This window comes from Streptomyces sp. HNM0575 (genome assembly GCF_012726265.1).
Taxonomy (GTDB): Bacteria; Actinomycetota; Actinomycetes; order Streptomycetales; family Streptomycetaceae; genus Streptomyces.
Genome location: NZ_JAASAG010000007.1, coordinates 386,470 through 404,829, shown reverse-complemented (window position 1 = coordinate 404,829; position 18,360 = coordinate 386,470). Strand labels below are relative to the sequence as shown.

Below are 18,360 nucleotides of genomic sequence, written 5' to 3'. Positions count from 1 at the left end.
CCGCGCTCGTTCAGATCCGTACCGCCCGGCCCGCCTTCTGCCGGACTCCTGCCGGACTCAGTCGCCGGCCCCCACGAGATCGCGCAGCCGCCGCGTCTGCGCGGCACGCTCGGCGGCGCGCTGCTCGTCGTACGTACGCCCCGGCGCCCCCTGGAGCAGCGCCTTCGTCTCGATGAGCGCATCGCGCGGGGCCTCCAGCAGCGCGGCCGAGAGATCGGCGACGGCACCGTCCAGCTCCGCCGCAGCGACCACGAGGTTGGCGAGGCCGGTGCGCTCCGCCTCCGACGCGTGCACGAAGCGGCCGGTCGCGCAGATCTCCAGCGCACGGGAGTACCCGAGAAGACCCACCAGCGGATGTGTGCCGGTCAGATCCGGAACGAGCCCGAGGCTGGTCTCCTTCATGGCGAACTGGACGTCGTCGGCGCACACCCGTACATCCGCTGCGAGCGCCAGCTGGAAGCCCGCACCGATGGCATGGCCCTGCACGGCGGCGATGCTGATCACGTCGGGACGGCGCCACCAGGTGAACGCCTCCTGGAAGCCGGCGACCGTCTCGTCGACGGTCTCGTCGGAGGCGCGCGCGAGATCGACGAACGACAACTCGCCGTCGATCCCCTCGGGCGTGAACGCCTGCCGGTCCAGGCCCGCCGAGAAGGACTTGCCCTCGGCGCGCAGCACCACGACCCGCACATCACCGGGCAGGGAGCGCCCGGCCTCCGCCAGTGCCCGCCACAGCGCCGGCGACTGGACGTTGCGCTTGGCCGGGTTGCACAGCGTGACCGTGGCCACGGCGCCGTCCACGGCGAGACGCACGCCGTCCTTGTCCAGCAGGGTCATCGACATCCTCCGGTGGCTACTCAGCGGCTAAGTAACCGAAGAGTAACCACCGGGAGGGATGCCTGGAAGCCCTGTCAGACCGAGGCCCGTCAGGCAGAGGCCGACTTCTTGCCTCGTGTCGCGCCGCCTCGACCCCTCAGGGCCACACCGGACTCGCTGAGCATCCGGTGCACGAAACCGTAGGAACGACCTGTCTCTTCGGCCAGCGCCCGGATGCTCGCGCCGCCGTCGTACTTCTTCTTGAGGTCTGCCGCGAGCTTTTCGCGCGCGGTGCCGGTAACCCGGCTGCCCTTCTTCAGAGTCTCGGCCACCCGTGCCTCCTCATGGGAAGTGCGCTTTGTGACTCTCATGATCACCCCTCCCCCTGCTTCTGGCCACCCATTCGGCAAGGTCCGTGGAAGTGCCGTGACCGCCGGACTACGGCCCGTGGCCGCCGGAACCCGTGATTTAGGTGGCCGGATTTACCCGGTCCCCGGCCGGGCATCGGCGAAATTCCAGGTCAGGGAGGGAGATCTTCGTCACGGAGCCCGCATCCCGGACGACTGCCACAGGTTCGTGATCCCCGAGGGCGGCCACGCCGGGGGTACGAGCCGCCCTCACTCATATGAAGGATCAAGCGTCGGCCGAATGATCCAGCAGAGATTGATCAAGAAGGGGCGGGAGGCGTCGGCGGGGACCGCGCAGCGGCGCCGGCCGGTCAGGCACCGGCGGACACCGGCCCGGCGAGGGCCGGGCACCGGTCAACTGCCGGTCGGGCAGCGGTCGTCAGGCGAGGGCGACGAGATCGGCGTACTCGTCGTTCCACAGGTCCTCGACGCCGTCCGGGAGCATGATGATGCGCTCCGGCTCCAGCGCCTCGACGGCGCCCTCGTCGTGGGTGACCAGCACGACGGCGCCGGTGAAGGTGTGCAGCGCCCCGAGGATCTCCTCACGGCTGGCCGGGTCGAGGTTGTTGGTGGGCTCGTCGAGGAGCAGCACGTTGGCCGACGAGACGACGAGGGTCGCGAGCGCGAGACGTGTCTTCTCGCCGCCGGACAGGACGCGGGCCGGCTTGTCCACGTCGTCGCCGGAGAAGAGGAACGAGCCCAGCGTCTTGCGGATGTCCACGAGGTCCATGTCGGGTGATGCCGAGCGCATGTTCTCCAGCACCGTGCGGTCCGGGTCGAGGGTCTCGTGCTCCTGTGCGTAGTAGCCAAGCTTGAGGCCGTGGCCCGGGACGACCTTGCCGGTGTCGGGGTCCTCGATTCCCCCGAGCAGGCGCAGCAGCGTGGTCTTGCCCGCGCCGTTGAGGCCCAGGATGACGACGCGGGAGCCCTTGTCGACGGCGAGGTCGACGCCGGTGAAGATCTCAAGCGAGCCATAGGACTTGGAGAGGTCCTCGGCCATCAGCGGCGTCCTGCCGCAGGGCGCCGGGTCGGGGAAGCGCAGCTTGGCGACCTTGTCGGACTGCCGCTCGTCCTCCAGGCCCGACAGCAGCTTCTCGGCGCGCCGCGCCATGTTCTTGGCGGCGACCGCCTTCGTGGCCTTGGCCCGCATCTTGTCGGCCTGTGAGTTGAGGGCGGCGGCCTTCTTCTCGGCGTTGGCGCGCTCGCGCTTGCGGCGCTTCTCGTCGTCCTCGCGCTGGACGACGTACTGCTTCCAGCCCATGTTGTAGACGTCGATGGCGGAGCGGTTGGCGTCGAGGTAGAAGACCCGGTTGACGACGGTCTCGATCAGGGCCAGGTCGTGGGAGATGACGACGAGGCCGCCGCGGTAGGTCTTGAGGAAGTCCCGCAGCCAGACGACGGAGTCGGCGTCGAGGTGGTTGGTCGGCTCGTCGAGCAGGAGGGTGTCGGCGTCCGAGAAGAGGATGCGGGCCAGCTCGACGCGGCGGCGCTGGCCGCCGGAGAGAGTGTGCAGGGGCTGGCCCATGACCCGGTCGGGCAGGCCGAGGCTGGCGGCGATGGTGGCGGCCTCCGCCTCCGCGGCGTACCCGCCCTTGGTGAGGAACTCGGTCTCCAGCCGCTCGTACTTCTTCAACGCCCGCTCGCGGGTGGCTCCCTGGCCGTGCGCGATGCGGTCCTCGTTCTCGCGCATCTTGCGCATGACGACGTCGAGGCCGCGGGCGGAGAGGATGCGGTCGCGGGCGACGACGTCGAGGTCGCCCGTGCGCGGGTCCTGCGGGAGATAGCCGACCTCGCCGCCGCGGCTGACGGTGCCCGCGGCGGGGGTGGCCTCGCCGGCGAGGCACTTGGTGAGGGTGGTCTTGCCCGCTCCGTTGCGGCCGACGAGGCCGATGCGGTCGCCCTTGGCGATGCGGAAGGTCGCGGACTCGATGAGGATGCGGGCGCCGGCGCGCAGCTCGAGGCCGGAGACGGTGATCACGGACTACTCCAGGCAGGGTCAGGTCGTACGTACGGACGGGGACTGGCGCGTACGTACGTCGCTAATGCATCGGATGAGCAGCCATGCGGCCAGTCTAGCGGCGCGCCACAAATGCTTTTCCCGGCCCGGCTCCGGGCGGCGGCCCTCGGCTTCACGGGCCTCCGGGCTGCGGGCGTCCCAGCGGCGCGGGCTGCGGGCGTCGCTGCGGCGGGCGGTCAGACACCGCCCGTGTGGACCTGGAACGCCGCGCGGCGCACGGCCTTGGCGAGGGCCGGGTCCGGGTGCGCGGCCGCGAGGGCCACCAGCACCTGGACCGTGCGCGGGTGGCCGACGGCGCGCACCTCCTCCAGCAGCTTGGGGACTGTGCCCTGTACGGCGGTCTCCAAGTGGTCGACCAGAAGCCGCTGTTCACCGTGGTCGGTGACCGCCGCCGCGGTGTCCACCCAGAGCCAGGTCGCCTCCTGCCTGCTGAGCACGCCCGGCGCTCCGCCCGCGAGGTCCTCGGGGTCGACTCCGTCGAGCTCGGCGAGCCAGAGCAGTGCGTACGGGCGCAGATGCGGCTCCTCGGCCGCTTCCCTTACGGCCGGTTCGGCGGGGGCGCCGACGACGCGCAGCGCTTCGAAGGCGAGCCCGCGGATGAGGGCGTCCTCGCCGCGGGCGGCGGCGAGGAGTTCGGTGATCGCGGTGCCGTTGGAGCGGGCGGCGATCCAGGCGCGGTACTCGTCGCGTGCCGGGCCGGGGGTGAGCCGTGCGCAGCCGCGGAGCATGTCCTGGGCGGACTGCTCGATGTTCCCGGCGGGGCTCTGGGCCGCGACGCAGATCTGCTCGAGCTTCGTCCACACCGCCCAGTTGCCGAGGGGGGTGAGCACCGCGGAGCCCTCCCGCAGGGCCGTGCCGTCCGCCGCCGTCGGCGCCGCCTCCGCCACGGCGCCGGCCGGGCGAAGGGACCCCTCGTCGGTGCAGCGGGTCAGGGCGCCCACGGCGGCGAAGCCGTCGAGCGCCCAGTCGAGCAGGCCCGGCAGAAGCACCTGCTCGGCCTGCTCCGACTGCTCGGGGCGACTCGGGCTCGCGGCAGCGGTGTCGGTGCCGCCTTCCGCGGCGGGGACCTCGTCGGCGGAGTCGCGCTCGGCGCGCAGCTCGGCCACCCGCTGGGCGAGCAGGTCGTGCAGCGCGGGGAAGGTGACGGGGCCGGCGGTCAGATGCATCACGGACAGCAACTGCGGTGCTGCCTCGACGACTTCGGCCACGAGCGCAGGGTCCGCCGGGGTCGGCGCCGGATAGGCGAGCGACCACGCGTCGAAGAGGGCCATCCAGCCGCGCAGCACGGCGCTGTCGTCGCGCTCCCACGCTCGCAGCCGCCAGCCCGGGCGTGCGGTGCCGCCGTGCAGCTCGATGAGGCCCGCGAGGCGTGCGCGGTCCCAGTGGGTGCGTACCTGCTCGGCGGGCATCCGCAGGGCGGCCGCCGCCCGCTCGCGCTCCGGGCCGCTGCCGGGCAGGGCCTCGTGGCGCTCGGCCCAGCGCGCCAGCACGACGGCGTCGGCGAGCGCGGCCCTGGCCTGCCGGGCGAGCTGCTCGCGCGGCGGCAGCCCCTCGGGGGGCGGCGGGGACGGGCGCGCGCGACGGGCGGTCACGGTGCGCCGGGCCGCGGCGATCGGCCGCGTGGGGACGAGGCGGAGCGGGTTGTCTCGCGGGGTACGGGACGGCGTCACAGGAGCAGTCTTCACGGTCTGCGGCGCAAATCCCAAACGGGGGTGCGGAATTAACGAATCCACTTCCCTGGGCGGGGTGGAATTCCGGGCAGCGACGGGCATTTGAGACGCCGAATCGGGTCGGCGTCGCGGCTGCCGGCAGGTGTCGATGGCAGCGCTTCCATCCGGTCTGCCGAGCGCTTGCCGGGCGGTGTCCGGATCAGGGTTCGCGAGCCGTCACATCAGGGCCGTCACATCAGGGCCGTCACATCAGAGGCGTGAGGAAGCGGCGCACCCGGTCCTCATACGCCTCGGGGTCGGCGTTCCACATGGCCGCGTGCGGTGCGCTGGGAACGACGTGCAGATCCACCGACACCCCGCCGGCCTCGGCCAGTTCCCTGGAGCGCTGCCAGGAGGCGACGGTGTCGTCCGGTCCGTGCAGCACCAGCACCGGCACGTCCAGCGCCGCCGGGTCCACGAGCTGCCGCATCCGCTCCGGCTCCTGCACATGTGCGCGCCCCTGTGCCGCCCGTACGGCCAGGGGCAGCAGCGCCCGCGGGGTGTGCCGGGCGGCGGCCAGCGCGCGCACCGCGGCCCACCAGTCCAGTACGGGCGAGTCGAGCACGAGACCGGCGATCCTGCCGACGGCGGCCGGATCTGGAGTGCCGTCGGGGGTGCCGTCGTGCGTGCCGTCTCCGTCGTCGGCACGGGCACCGGTATGAGCGTCGGTGTCGCCATCGGTACGGGCCTCGGTACCGGCGTCGGCGCCCGTGCGGCGGCTGCTCAGCCGCTCCGCCGCGCTCAGCGCCATCGACGCCCCGCTGGACCAGCCGTGCAGCACGACCTGGCGGGCACCGCTCTCCACGGCGTAGCGGACAGCCGCCTCGACGTCCCGCCACTCGGTGCCGCCGAGGTGCCGCACGCCGTCGGGCGGTGGCGGCGCACCGGCGTCGCCGCGGTAGGCGAGGCCGAGCACCGGCAGACCGAGCCCGGCGTAGAAGGGAAGCAGGGGCAGCGCCTGTGCGGGGGTGGCACCGAGGCCGTGCAGCGTGACGACCCAGGTGTCACGCGTGCCGGGGACGAACCAGCCGGGCAGCGGGCCCAGATCGCCGGGCACCTGGACCGCGGTACGGAGCGGAAGGCCGTCGTCCCCTGTGCCGGTCTCTCCTCCGGTGCCGGCTCCCCCGGCTCCCCCGGCTCCCCCGGTTCCCCCGGTGCCGTCCGAGGCGTCCGCGGGCCCGCCTGCATCGTCGGCGTAGATCTGCGGCGTCAGCCAGACCCTGCTGCCGGGCTTGAGTTCACCGCGGTCGACCCGTTCCAGCCGGCGTACGACGGTGTCGGCGGGCGCCTTGGCGGGCTCGCCGTCCAGTACGGGGCCCACGACGGCGTGGCAGTCACGTCCGACGAGCCCGTAGACGCCCGGAAGCTGCGCGGTCAGGGAGCGGGTGAGCGAGACGTGCCCGTCGCCGACGGTGTGCACGGTCAGCGGAGGCCCGCCGAAACCCGCGGGCAGCTGCGCCCGTCCCGGGGAGGTGCCGGGGCGTGCGGGGCGGAGCGCCGCGTCGGCGGCGTACCGCCCTGCTGCGAGGGCCGCGGCACCGGCGAACGTCACGGAGGTGGCGGCGAGGGCCGCGGTACGCAGACACATTCGGCCAGTGTCGGTGACGGAGCGGCCAGGGGGCCAGTAGGAGGTGCCGCCGGGGTGAACTCGGCCGCCGCGGCCGGTGCATGGGCATACGGACGGCCGCGCGGCGACGGTCCGTGGGACGCTGCTCGGTTCGCGATCGGCGCCGTGACCGAGTGCGCACGCCCTCCGCCCGCGAACGCACGCACCGCCGCTGCCACGCGCCGTGCGCCGCGCCCACCGCGAACGCGCGGCCCCGGCCACATGCGTCCCCGCGCCCGGCGCTCACTCCGGCGGCGGCGCCTGCCCGTACCCCTTCAACTTCTCCTCGACACGGGCGAGTTCGGCGTCCGGGATCAGCGAGGGGGTGCGCCCCGGCACGGAGGAGGCGGCGAGCCAGACGCGGCACATCCACTCCAACTGGGCGGTGCGTTCGTAGGCCTGGGCGAGGTCGTCCCCGTAGGCCATCGTGCCGTGGTTCTGGAGCAGGCAGGCGTTGCGGCCGTCGAGTGCGGCGAGCATGTGACGGGCGAGCTCGTCGGTGCCGTATGTGGCGTACGGGGCGACGCGGACGGGGCCGCCGAGCGCGGCCGTCATGTAGTGGATCGCGGGGAGTTCGCCGACGAGAGCGGAGACCGCGGTGGCGTGGACGGCGTGCGTGTGCACCACCGCGCGGGCGCCGGTGTGCCGGTATACGGCGAGATGCATGGGGAGTTCGCTCGTCGGCGACAGACTGCCGGCGGTGCGCCTGCCCTCCAGGTCGACGGCGCACAGGTCTTCGTCGCCGAGCCGGTCGTAGGGGACGCCGCTGGGCGTCACCAGTACGGTGTCCGCGACCCGTACGGAGACGTTGCCCGAGGTGCCGACGACGAGCCTCTCGGCGGTCGTCCGCCGGGCGGTCGCCGTCAACTCCCTCCATGCGCCCAGGATTTCCCCCCGGTCAACCTCGTGGTTCATCGCGGGGTCAACCGGCTCCGCGCAATCTGCCCGTTCCACTCGTCCTCCAGGGTCCGACGGTCTTCTCCGGCCGTGCGGGGCGTCTCCGAACACCCCGCACGGAGTTGCAACAAGACTGCGAGGGAGGGCGAAGATGCAGGTGGGACGGGAGTGTGACGCCGCTCACAACAGGCCTCCGTGAGCGACACTCACAAGCCCGCCGCAGTTCATCTCCCGTTCACTCACCGTCCCTACGTTCATCTGGACATCAAACATCGAGCGGATTGTGCCTGGGTGAATGGAACACATCACGCTTCTCATCGGGATCGTGATCGTCACGGCCTTGGTGTTCGACTTTACGAACGGCTTCCACGACACAGCCAACGCCATGGCCACCACCATCTCCACCGGGGCGCTGAAGCCCAAGACGGCGGTGGCGATGTCGGCGGTCCTCAACCTCGTCGGGGCCTTCCTCTCCATCGAGGTCGCCAAGACCATCTCTTCGGGAATCATCGACGAAAGCTCCGGCATCCGGCCTGAAGTCATCTTCGCCGGGCTGGTCGGAGCGATCATCTGGAACCTGCTGACCTGGCTCGCGGGACTTCCCTCCAGCTCCTCGCACGCGCTGATGGGCGGCCTGCTGGGAGCGACCGTGGCCTCCGCCGGAATCGGCGCCGTCAACGGCGACACCGTCGTGATGAAGGTGCTCATTCCCGCCGTCGCCGCGCCCCTCGTCGCCGGACTCGCCACGCTCTTCGCGACGCGGCTGACCTACCGGGCGGCCCGTAACGCCGACGAGCAGCAGACGGCCAGGGGCTACCGGGCGGGGCAGATCACGTCCGCCGCGCTGGTCTCGCTGGCGCACGGTACGAACGACGCGCAGAAGACCATGGGCGTCATCACCCTCGCCCTGATCACCGGCGGTGTGATCGCCCCTCAGGCGGACCCGCCGACCTGGGTGATCATCTCGGCGGGCGCGGCCATCGCGCTGGGCACGTACCTGGGCGGCTGGCGGATCATCCGCACCATGGGCAACGGCATCACCGACATCAAGCCGCCGCAGGGCTTCGCCGCGCAGACGTCCGCCGCGGTCACGATCCTCGCCTCCTCCCACATCGGCTTCTCGCTCTCCACGACGCACGTGTGCTCCGGCGCCGTCATGGGCTCCGGACTCGGCCGCAAGGGCGGCATCGTGCGCTGGTCGACGGCGGGCCGCATGGTCGCGGGCTGGGGCCTGACCCTTCCGGCCGCGGGAATCGTCTCCGGGGGCGCGGCACTGCTGGCCCGGCAGGGCGACTGGGGCGTCGGCTCTGTCGCGGTGCTCGCGCTGGCCATAGGCCTCGGGATCTGGATGCTCGCGCGCCGTCAGCCGGTCGACCACACCAACGTCAACGACGCGGCGCTGCCCGGGTCTTCGCAGCCCGAGCCGACCGGAGTGGTCACCGCGGCGCTGCGCACGGTCGCTCCGCCGCCCGCCGCGGCAGCGGTGCACGGCAAGGCGGGGAGCACGGCGAACACGGCGAGCACGGCGAGCGGCAACGGGAACGGGAACGCGAGCGGGGGCGGGGCCGGGGGCCCCAACGGGAGCGCCGACGGCAGGCCGCAGGGCACCGCCGAGGGCGTACCGGAGGGCATACCGGCGGCGGCGCAGCACGCGGAGGCGTAGCCCGTTCACCGGTCCCGGTCCAACGGCCGCCGTACGCACGGCAGTTGGACCACCGGGGGCCCGCCCCCCCACCGGGATTCCGCACGACCACATCGCACGACCAAATCGCACGACGGACCCGCACGACCGACCCGCTGGACGAAGCGAACAGACAAGGAACTGCTATGGACATCGACTGGGCAGCACTGGGCCAGGTCTTCGGCGTCAGCCTCGTGGCCTCGGTCGGCCTGGTGGGCGTGTTCACGCTCGGCATTCTGGGCACCTCCGCGGGCAAGGCGGACGGCTCGCAGGGCGGCGGCGGCACGCCCGTGCTCGCCCGCCGCACCGGCGCGTACGTCTGCTTCGCGCTGTGCGCGGCGGCCGTGGCCTACGGGATCTACATCATCACCGCGCCCTGAACCCACGGCCGGAGGCAACCTCAACCACCGGGCGCCGGCGGGCAGTCGACAGTTCACCCGTCCGGCATCCGCGCAGGGGTACGGAGCAGCACGCTCCGTACCCTTTCTCATGCGCATCTCATGCGCACCTTTGCATCCCCCTTCCATGCGCCGGTTTCATGCGCCGTGTCCGTCCGCGGTCGCGGGTCCCGGTGCGCCCGCCGTGTATCTGCTCACACTCTCCCGTCGCAGGTCAGCGGCGAGTTGACGGTCTTGTCGGTACGTGGTGGACTGCCGGATGCCCAACGGCGGCAGGAGAGGAAGCCGGTGCGAATCCGGCGCGGTCCCGCCACTGTCACCGGGGAGCGCACCCCCAACCGAAGGTCACGGCCCGCCTGTTCGAGGGCTGGAAGGCCGGGGGACGCAGCGATCCGGGAGCCAGGAGACTCTCGCCGCCGGCACGTCGAACCAGGGCGAGGACCCTGAGTGAGGACTCCGTCATGCGTGGCTTGCCAGCCTCTCCGACACCTGTGTCCGCTCCGGCCCGGCCGACGGCACACGTAACGGCTCACGCCCCCGCCCGGCCAGGGGCTCCCGCTTCCCCGTACGCAACGGTTCACACGAGGGTTCACGCGACGGCCCGGCCGACGGCTCGCTGACGATGCGGGCTGATCGGGCCTACGTGTGCGCCGCGGCCCTCGGTCACCTCGGGGACCTGCTGCTCGGCGACCCGCGGCGCGGGCACCCGGTGGCCGTCTTCGGCGGGGCCGCCGCGGCTGCCGAGGGCGCCCTGTGGCGGGACCACCGTGCCGCGGGCGCGCTGCACACCGCGCTGTGCGCAGGCGGTGCCGCCGCGGCCGTGACCGCGCTCGGTCGTACGGTGCGCGCCCTCGCCGGCGCACGCGGCGCCACGCTCTTCGACGCCGCGGTGACGTGGACCGTGCTGGGCGGCACCGGGCTCCGCGAGGAGGCGCTGGCGGTCGCCGCGGCGCTGGAGACGGACGATGTGGCGGGCGCGCGGCGGCTGTTGCCGAACCTGTGCGGGCGTGACCCGGAGGCACTCGACGCGGACGCCATCGCACGAGCCGTGGTGGAGTCGGTCGCGGAGAACACCTCGGACGCCGTCGTGGGAGCCCTCGTGTGGGGCGCCGCCGCCGGTGCTCCGGGCATGGCGGCCTTCCGCGCGGTCAACACGCTCGACGCGATGTTCGGGCACCGCTCCCCGCGCCATCTGCGCTTCGGCTGGGCCGCGGCCCGTCTGGACGACGCCGCGGGCTGGCCCGGTGCGCGCCTGACCGCGGTGCTCGCCGCGCTGGCCGGGCCCTCGCCGCGCGGAGCGCTGCGGACCTGGCGCGCGGACGCCCGGAGCCATCCGAGCCCCAACGCGGGCCCCGTGGAAGCCGCGTTCGCGGGCGCGCTCGGCGTGCGGCTCGGCGGCACCCTCAGCTACGCGGGCCGCACCGAGCACCGGCCCGTGCTCAACTCCCGTGGGCGCGCCGTGCGTACGGACGACATCGTGGAAGCGGTGCGGCTCTCGCGGCGCGTCGGCCTGCTGGCGCTGCTGATCACCTCGGCCGCCGGGGCGCTGCGGATCAGGCGCGCGCCGGTGGGAGAGCCCGTGGGAGAGCCGGTAAGAGAGCCGGAGGGGGAGAAAGCGTGAGCGGGGAAGGCGTGAGCGGGGACGCGGGGCCGCCCGTGAGGCGGGGCCGGGGCCGCACGGAGGGGCTCGGCGGCGGGCTTCTCGTCGCGGGTACGACGTCCGACGCGGGCAAGAGCGTGGTGACGGCGGGGATCTGCCGCTGGCTGGCGCGCAAGGGCCTGAAGGTCGCGCCGTTCAAGGCGCAGAACATGTCGCTGAATTCGTATGTGACGCGGGAGGGCGCCGAGATCGGCCGGGCGCAGGCCATGCAGGCCGCAGCCGCGCGCACCGAGCCGACCGCGCTGATGAACCCGGTGCTGCTGAAGCCCGGCAGCGACCGCACCAGCCAGGTGGTGCTGCTGGGCAGGCCCGTCGGGGAGATGAGCGCCGGCGGCTACCACGACGGCAGGCAGGAGCAGTTGCTGGACACGGTCGCCGGCTGCCTCGAGGAGCTGCGGCGCAGCCACGACGCGGTGATCTGCGAGGGCGCGGGCAGCCCCGCCGAGATCAATCTGCGGCGCACCGACATCGTCAACATGGGCCTGGCCGGGGCCGCGGGGCTGCCCGTGGTGGTCGTGGGCGACATCGACCGCGGCGGCGTCTTCGCCTCGTTCTTCGGTACGACGGCGCTGCTGGCGGAGCGCGACCAGGCGCTGCTCGCGGGCTACTTGGTCAACAAGTTCCGCGGGGACGTGGCACTGCTGGAGCCCGGTCTGGAGATGCTGCACGGCCTGACGGGACGGCCGGTGCTGGGCGTGCTGCCCTTCCGGCACGGGCTGGGCATCGACGAGGAGGACGGGCTGAATCTCTCTTCCCGCGCCTTCGGCGGACGGGGGCCACGGGACGGTGCCGGCACAGGCACAGGCACAGGCACCGGCACCGGCAGCGAGTCCTCGACCGCATCGCCGCACGGGACGGACCTGCTGCGCGTCGCGGTCGTCCCGCTGCCGCTGATGTCGAACTTCACCGACGTCGACGCGCTCGCCGCGGAGCCCGGCGTCGTCGTCCGCTTCACCGACCGTCCCGAGGAACTGGCCGACGCGGACCTGGTGGTGCTGCCCGGCACCCGTGGCACCGTGCGGGCGCTGGCGTGGCTGCGTGAGCGCGGTCTCGCGGACGCGGTGGCACGGCGCGCGGCGGAGGGACGGCCCGTGCTCGGCATCTGCGGCGGCTTCCAGATGCTGGGCGAGCGGATCGAGGACGAGGTCGAGTCGCGCGCGGGCACCGTCGAGGGGCTGGGTCTGCTGCCCGTGCGGGTGCGGTTCGCGCACGGCAAGACGCTCGCCCGTCCCTCGGGGCACGGGCTCGGCGAGCACGCGGAGGGCTACGAGATCCATCACGGCGTCGCCGAAGTCATGGGCGGCGAGCCGGTGTTCAGCGACGCGGACGGTGCGGCCCTGGACGGCTGCCGCGTCGGTTCCGTACGGGGCACGCACTGGCACGGGGCCCTGGAGAGCGACGGCTTCCGCCGGGCCCTGCTGCGTACGGTGGCCGCGGAGGCGGGGCGCGGCGGGTTCGTGCCGGCGCCGGACACGGGTTTCGCGGCGCTGCGCGAGGAGCAACTGGACCGTCTGGGAGACCTCATCGAAGAACACGCCGATACGGACGCGCTGTTGCGGCTGATCGAGAAGGGACCGCCGGCGGGCCTGCCGTTCGTCGCACCGGGTGCGCCGCCGGCACGGCACGCGGGGACGGCCGTCTCATGAGCGCTGAACGAGCCCTGTATGAGCGCTGATCCGCTGTCCCGTCCGCCACGAGACCCACGACACCGTCCGCAATCGGAACCGCAACCAGGACCGCGATCAGATCCGCCACCCGGTCTGCCATCCGGTCCGCCGCAAGGTCCGTCCCAGGGAGGGAAGAGGGCATGAGCACCCCGTACCCGTTCACGGCGCTCGTCGGAATGCGGGACATGCAGCTCGGGCTGCTGCTGAACTCCGTGAACCCCGCCATCGGCGGCGTACTCGTCCGCGGTGAGAAGGGCACCGCCAAGAGCACGGCCGTGCGCGCGCTTTCGGCGCTGCTGCCGCGGCTGGAGGTCGTGCCCGGCTGCCGGTTCTCGTGCGATCCGGCGGCGCCGGACCCGGAGTGCCCGGACGGACCGCATGAACCGGGCGCGGGGGCGGGGGCGCAAGGCGCAGGGGGAGAGATGCGCGCCGCGCGGCTCGTGGAGCTGCCGGTGGGCGCGTCGGAGGACCGTCTCGTCGGCGCACTCGACATCGAACGGGCCCTGTCGGAGGGGGTGAAGGCCTTCGAGCCGGGCCTGCTCGCCGACGCGCACCGCGGCGTGCTCTACGTCGACGAGGTCAACCTCCTCCACGACCACCTCGTCGACCTGCTGCTGGACGCCGCCGCCATGGGCTCGTCGTACGTGGAACGCGAGGGTGTCTCCGTACGGCATGCCGCGAGGTTCCAGCTCGTCGGCACGATGAACCCCGAAGAGGGCGAGCTGCGGCCGCAGTTGCTGGACCGCTTCGGGCTGACGGTGGAGGTGACGGCGTCCCGCGAGACGGACGAGCGGGTGGACGTGGTGCGCCGTCGCCTCGCGTACGACGCCGATCCGGCGGCGTTCGCGGCGAGTTGGGCCGACGAGGAACAGGAGCTGCGGCAACGCATCGCGGACGCACGGGAGTTGCTGCCGCGGGTGCGGCTCGGGGACCGGGCGCTGCGGCAGATCGCGGCGACGTGCGCGGCGTTCGAGGTGGACGGCATGCGCGCGGACCTGGTGATGGCCCGTACCGCGACGGCGCTCGCCGCCTGGGCGGGCCGCACCGACGTGACGGCCGAGGACGTCCGGCAGGCCGCCCTGCTGGCGCTGCCGCACCGGCGCAGGCGCAATCCGTTCGACGCTCCGGGGCTGGACGAGGACAAGCTCGACGAGACGCTCCAGCAGCACGCGGGCGACGACGAGGGCGGAGGGGACGGCGACGACGACCCGGACCCCGGCCCGGACGACCCCGGCGGCCCGGACGACGGGGACGGCCCTTCCCCGCAGGACGGTCCCCCCGAGGACGGCCGGCGGGACGAGACGTCCCTGCCCCCGCAGCGCGAACAGGCCCAGGACGAGCAGCCGGACGGCCCGCAGGAGGAGCCGGCGCCCGCGCCCTCCTCCGCCTCCTCCCAGGGCGAGCGGGATGAGCGCGACGAGAACGACGAGGGCCGCCCGGCAGGAGGGGCGCCGGGCCCGGAGAAGCCCGCCGCGTCCGCCTCCGAACCCTTCCGCGCCCGCACCCTCCGCGTCCCCGGCCTCGGTGAGGGCGCCGCGGGCAACCGCTCCCGCGCCCGTACCGCGCACGGCCGCACCACCGGTGCCCGCAGACCGCACGGCACGCTGGGCCGGCTGCACGTTGCGGCCACGGTGCAGGCGGCGGCGCCGCACCAGCGTGTGCGCGGCCGCGACGGCCGCGGCCTGGTGCTGCGCCGGGACGATCTGCGCGAGGTCGTACGCGAGGGACGCGAGGGCAATCTCGTGCTGTTCGTGGTCGACGCCTCCGGTTCGATGGCGGCGCGACAGCGGATGAGCGCGGTGAAGGGCGCCGTGCTGTCACTGCTGCTCGACGCCTACCAGCGGCGCGACAAGGTCGGCATGGTCACCTTCCGCGGCACGGAGGCGGCGGTCGCCCTGCCGCCGACGTCGTCCGTCGAGGCCGCGGCGGCGCGGCTGGAGTCGCTGCCGACCGGGGGCCGTACGCCCCTGGCGGCGGGACTGCTCAAGGCACATGACGTGCTGCGCCTGGAGCGCATGCGGGATCCTTCGCGCCGTCCGCTGGTCGTCACCGTCACCGACGGGCGGGCCACGGGCGGCTCCGAGCCGGTGGAACGCTCCCGGCGCGCGGCGCGCCTGCTGGCCGCCGACGGCACGGCGTCGGTGGTGCTCGACTGCGAGTCAGGGCCGGTACGGCTGGGGCTCGCGGGCGAACTCGCCGCCGAACTGGGCGGCAGCGCGGTCACGTTGGAGGAGCTGCGTGCCGAGGCGGTCACGGATCTCGTACGGGACGCCACCGGCACCCGTACGGCTGCCGCGCCGGCGGGCACCGCGAAACCGGCGGGAGCATCGTTGGGGACACCGGCGGCGGCAACGGCAGGCACACCGGCGCGGACACCGGCGGGCGCACCCGCGGGAACACCCGTGCCGGCGGCCGGAAACCCCGTACCGCCGCGGGACCCGCGGGACCCGCAGCATGGTTCACCGCACACCGAACCGCAGAGCCGGAGGGCCGCGTAATGCCGAAGGGACAGCCGAACTCCGTGCCCGACGACGGGCTCACCACACGGCAGCGCCGCAACAGGCCGCTGCTCGCCGTGCACACCGGCACCGGCAAGGGCAAGTCGACGGCGGCCTTCGGGCTCGCGCTGCGGGCATGGAACCAGGGGTGGCCGGTCGGGGTGTTCCAGTTCGTGAAGTCGGCCAAGTGGAAGGTCGGCGAGGAGCGTGCGCTGCGGGTGCTGGGCGACAGCGGCGAGGGCGGCACCGTCGACTGGCACAAGATGGGCGAGGGCTGGTCGTGGATCCAGCGCGACGGCGAGATGAGCAGCGAGGAGGCGGCCCGCGAGGGCTGGGAGCAGGTCAAGCGCGACCTGGCCGCCGAGACCTACCGCCTTTACGTGCTCGACGAGTTCGCGTATCCGATGCACTGGGGCTGGGTCGACGTGGACGAGGTCGTGGCGGTGATGCGGGATCGTCCCGGCAGCCAGCACGTGGTCGTCACGGGGCGCAACGCTCCGGAGAAGCTGACCGGCGCGGCCGATCTGGTCACCGAGATGTCCAAGGTGAAGCACCCCATGGACACGGGCCAGAAGGGCCAGCGGGGCATCGAGTGGTGAGTGCGTGAGCGAGCGCTGTGTGAACCCTCCGCGCCTCGTCGTTGCGGCGCCGGCCTCCGGCAGCGGCAAGACGACGGTGGCGACCGGGCTGATGGCCGCCTTCACCGAGGCGGGCCTGACCGTGTCGCCGCACAAGACCGGCCCCGACTACATCGACCCGGGCTATCACGCCCTGGCCACCGGGCGTGCCGGGCGCAATCTCGACGCGTACATGTGCGGTCCCGAGCTGGTGGCGCCGCTCTTCGCGCATGCCGCAGCGGGCACCCAACTCGCCGTCGTCGAGGGCGTGATGGGCCTGTTCGACGGTGCCTCCGGCGCAGGCGAGCTGGCGTCGACCGCACAGGTGGCGAAGCTGCTCGAAGCGCCGGTGGTGCTGGTGGTGGACGCCGCGTCGCAGTCGCGTTCGGTCGCGGCGCTCGTGCACGGCTTCGCGTCCTGGGACCCGGAGGTGCGGCTGGCGGGCGTGGTGCTCAACAAGGTCGCCTCGGACCGGCACGAGGCGCTGCTGCGGGAGGCGATGGACGGCGCGGGGGTACCGGTGCTCGGCGCGCTGCGCCGCGACGCGGTCTCGGACACCCCGTCCCGGCATCTCGGTCTGGTGCCCGCGGCCGAACGCCGCGCCGAGGCCGTGGAGTCGGTGGCTGCGCTGGCCGCCCACGTACGCGCGGGCTGCGACATGGAGGCGCTGCTCGCACTCGCGCGGAGCGCTCCCCCGCTGCCCGTGACGCCCTGGGACCCGGCGGTTGAGGTGCACGAGGCGGCAGGCGGGATGCACGGTGCGCGCCGCGGGGAGGACGACGGCGGGGGCTTCACGGGTACGGCTTGCGGCGGCGACCACGGGCCCGAGCGGCGTGCACGGCGTACGCGGCGTGAGCGGCCGCGTATCGCCGTCGCGGGCGGGCCCGCCTTCACCTTCTCCTACGCGGAGCACACCGAACTGCTGCACGCCGCGGGCGCGGAGACCGTCACCTTCGATCCCCTGCACGACGAGGCCCTGCCGGAGGGCACGAGCGGTCTCGTCATCGGCGGCGGCTTCCCCGAGGTCTACGGGCCGGAGCTGTCGGCGAACAAGCCGCTCCGCCTCGCCGTACGCGAACTCGCCCTCGCCGGCGGCCCGGTGGCGGCCGAGTGCGCGGGAATGCTGTATCTCGCCCGTGAACTGGACGGCGAGGAGATGTGCGGGGTGCTCGGCGCCACGGCACGCATGACGGAACGGCTCACACTCGGCTACCGCGAGGCGGTCGCCGTCGGCGACAGCGCACTGGCACCGGCCGGAGTACGGGTACGGGGCCACGAGTTCCACCGCACCGCCGTCACACCGGACTTCGGCGGCGGCAGGAGCAGGGGCGCCGGGGAAGGCGGCGGCAGGGACGGCGGCGAGGGCGACGGCGGCGACGCACCCGCGTGGGGCGTCGTGCGCCCGGACCGGCGCAGGGAGGGCTTCGTCGGCGGCCCGTCGGGCAACGTACACGCCTCCTATCTGCATGTGCACTGGGCCTCCGCTCCCGTGCTGGCCCACCGGTTCGTCCAGAGGTGCAGGGCGTGCGGGGGCTGAGCGGAGCGGGCGCGGGCACCGGCCATCCCCCGGCAACCGGCGTCCCCGGTAAGGGAGTCGGGGGCGGAGCCGAGGTGCGGGGCAGGGAGCGGAACCGGGAAGCAGACGGGAGCCGAGAAGCCGCCGCTCCGGAGAAAGCCGCAGCGCCCCGTCCTCCGTCGCTGGCGGTCGGCATCGGCGCCGGGCGGGGAGTCGGCGGCGACGAGGTGATCGCCTTGATCGAGCGGACGCTCGCCGGGGCGGGGCTGTCGCTGCGTTCCGTGACGGCGCTGGCGACGGTCGACGCCAAGGCGGGCGAGCCCGGGCTGCTCGCGGCCGCCGACCGGCTGGACCTGCCGCTGCGCACCTACGCGGCGGACGTGCTCGCCGCGGTCGACGTACCGAACCCGTCCGGCGCCCCGCAGACGGCCGTCGGCACGCCGTCCGTCGCCGAGGCCGCGGCCCTCACCGCCGCCGGCGAGGACGGCAGGCTGGTCGTCCCCAAGTCCAAGCCGGCGCCGCTCGACGGCACTCCGGCACCGGTCACGGTCGCCGTGGCACGCGGCCGCCCGCCGGGCCGCGGGAGGCGGTCATGACCCGCGGCACACGGCGCACCGGCGCCGACGGGCCCAACGTCCCTCTCCACGCCGGGAGTTCAGCCGGTGACGACGGGCGGCACCCGGCCGGGGGCGGCACCCGGGCGGACGAGTCCCCTCACGGACGTACGGACACGGCCGGGAATACGGGAACGAACGGCGGCGGGGGCAGAGGCCCGGGCATCGGCTCCGGCGACGAATCAGGCGTGGGCACAGCCGCGAACGCGGGCGCTGGTACGGGGACGGGCGCGAGCCCGGGGACCCGCGCGAGTACC

13 protein-coding genes, 1 pseudogene and 1 riboswitch are annotated in these 18,360 nt (G+C 73.7%); of the genes and pseudogenes, 8 read left to right on the top strand and 6 right to left on the bottom strand.

Annotated elements, in window-relative coordinates; translation table 11 throughout:
- Positions 1-57: 57 nt before the first annotated feature.
- The 6 genes from HCC61_RS19190 to HCC61_RS19165 form a co-directional block, all read right to left on the bottom strand.
- Positions 58-837 carry an enoyl-CoA hydratase/isomerase family protein gene (locus HCC61_RS19190; RefSeq protein WP_169137044.1) on the bottom strand — a complete coding sequence of 260 codons (780 nt, stop codon included), beginning with the start codon at positions 835-837 and terminating at the stop codon, positions 58-60.
- Between the two features lie 89 nt (positions 838-926).
- Positions 927-1,148 carry a helix-turn-helix domain-containing protein gene (locus HCC61_RS19185; protein ID WP_028435537.1) on the bottom strand — a complete coding sequence of 74 codons (222 nt, stop codon included), beginning with the start codon at positions 1,146-1,148 and terminating at the stop codon, positions 927-929.
- A 454-nt stretch (positions 1,149-1,602) separates the two neighbouring features.
- Positions 1,603-3,201, bottom strand: a complete 1,599-nt coding sequence (locus HCC61_RS19180) for an ABC-F family ATP-binding cassette domain-containing protein (RefSeq protein ID WP_169136871.1) — start codon at positions 3,199-3,201, stop codon at positions 1,603-1,605.
- A gap of 215 nt (positions 3,202-3,416) precedes the next feature.
- Positions 3,417-4,910 carry a hypothetical protein gene (locus tag HCC61_RS19175; protein WP_169136869.1) on the bottom strand — a complete coding sequence of 498 codons (1,494 nt, stop codon included), beginning with the start codon at positions 4,908-4,910 and terminating at the stop codon, positions 3,417-3,419.
- 244 nt (positions 4,911-5,154) lie between these two features.
- Positions 5,155-6,537: an alpha/beta hydrolase gene (locus tag HCC61_RS19170; protein WP_169136867.1), complete on the bottom strand. Its 1,383-nt coding sequence runs from the start codon at positions 6,535-6,537 to the stop codon at positions 5,155-5,157.
- 261 nt (positions 6,538-6,798) lie between these two features.
- A complete protein-coding gene (locus HCC61_RS19165; RefSeq protein WP_169136865.1) occupies positions 6,799-7,470 on the bottom strand; it encodes a class II aldolase/adducin family protein in 672 nt (223 codons plus the stop codon).
- A gap of 277 nt (positions 7,471-7,747) precedes the next feature.
- Between HCC61_RS19165 and HCC61_RS19160 the strand changes: the two genes are divergently transcribed.
- The 8 genes and pseudogenes from HCC61_RS19160 to HCC61_RS30825 all read left to right on the top strand — a co-directional run.
- Entirely contained in the window at positions 7,748-9,115 is a 1,368-nt protein-coding gene (locus tag HCC61_RS19160) for an inorganic phosphate transporter (protein ID WP_169136863.1), read from the top strand.
- A 164-nt stretch (positions 9,116-9,279) separates the two neighbouring features.
- Positions 9,280-9,513 (top strand): hypothetical protein, encoded by a 234-nt coding sequence (locus HCC61_RS19155; RefSeq protein WP_169136861.1) that lies wholly within the window; start codon positions 9,280-9,282, stop codon positions 9,511-9,513.
- Positions 9,514-9,808: 295 nt separating this feature from the next.
- Positions 9,809-9,941, top strand: a riboswitch (cobalamin riboswitch).
- A 212-nt stretch (positions 9,942-10,153) separates the two neighbouring features.
- The gene (locus HCC61_RS19150) at positions 10,154-11,152 is read left to right on the top strand and encodes a cobalamin biosynthesis protein (RefSeq protein ID WP_169136859.1); all 999 of its coding nucleotides are present in this window, start codon (positions 10,154-10,156) and stop codon (positions 11,150-11,152) included.
- Between the two features lie 35 nt (positions 11,153-11,187).
- Positions 11,188-12,837 (top strand): cobyric acid synthase, encoded by a 1,650-nt coding sequence (locus tag HCC61_RS19145; protein ID WP_169137042.1) that lies wholly within the window; start codon positions 11,188-11,190, stop codon positions 12,835-12,837.
- 161 nt (positions 12,838-12,998) lie between these two features.
- Complete coding sequence (locus HCC61_RS19140; protein WP_240969097.1) at positions 12,999-15,356, top strand: putative cobaltochelatase; 2,358 nt, start codon at positions 12,999-13,001, stop codon at positions 15,354-15,356.
- On the top strand, positions 15,356-15,955 hold the full coding sequence (cobO, locus tag HCC61_RS19135) for a cob(I)yrinic acid a,c-diamide adenosyltransferase (protein WP_169136857.1): 600 nt from the start codon (positions 15,356-15,358) through the stop codon (positions 15,953-15,955). Before HCC61_RS19140 ends, cobO begins: the two co-directional genes overlap by 1 nt.
- 4 nt (positions 15,956-15,959) lie before the next feature.
- The gene (locus tag HCC61_RS19130) at positions 15,960-17,510 is read left to right on the top strand and encodes a cobyrinate a,c-diamide synthase (protein WP_346777276.1); all 1,551 of its coding nucleotides are present in this window, start codon (positions 15,960-15,962) and stop codon (positions 17,508-17,510) included.
- A 218-nt stretch (positions 17,511-17,728) separates the two neighbouring features.
- A pseudogene (locus tag HCC61_RS30825) lies at positions 17,729-18,076 on the top strand (cobalamin biosynthesis protein); the annotation flags it as partial.
- Positions 18,077-18,360: the final 284 nt, after the last annotated feature.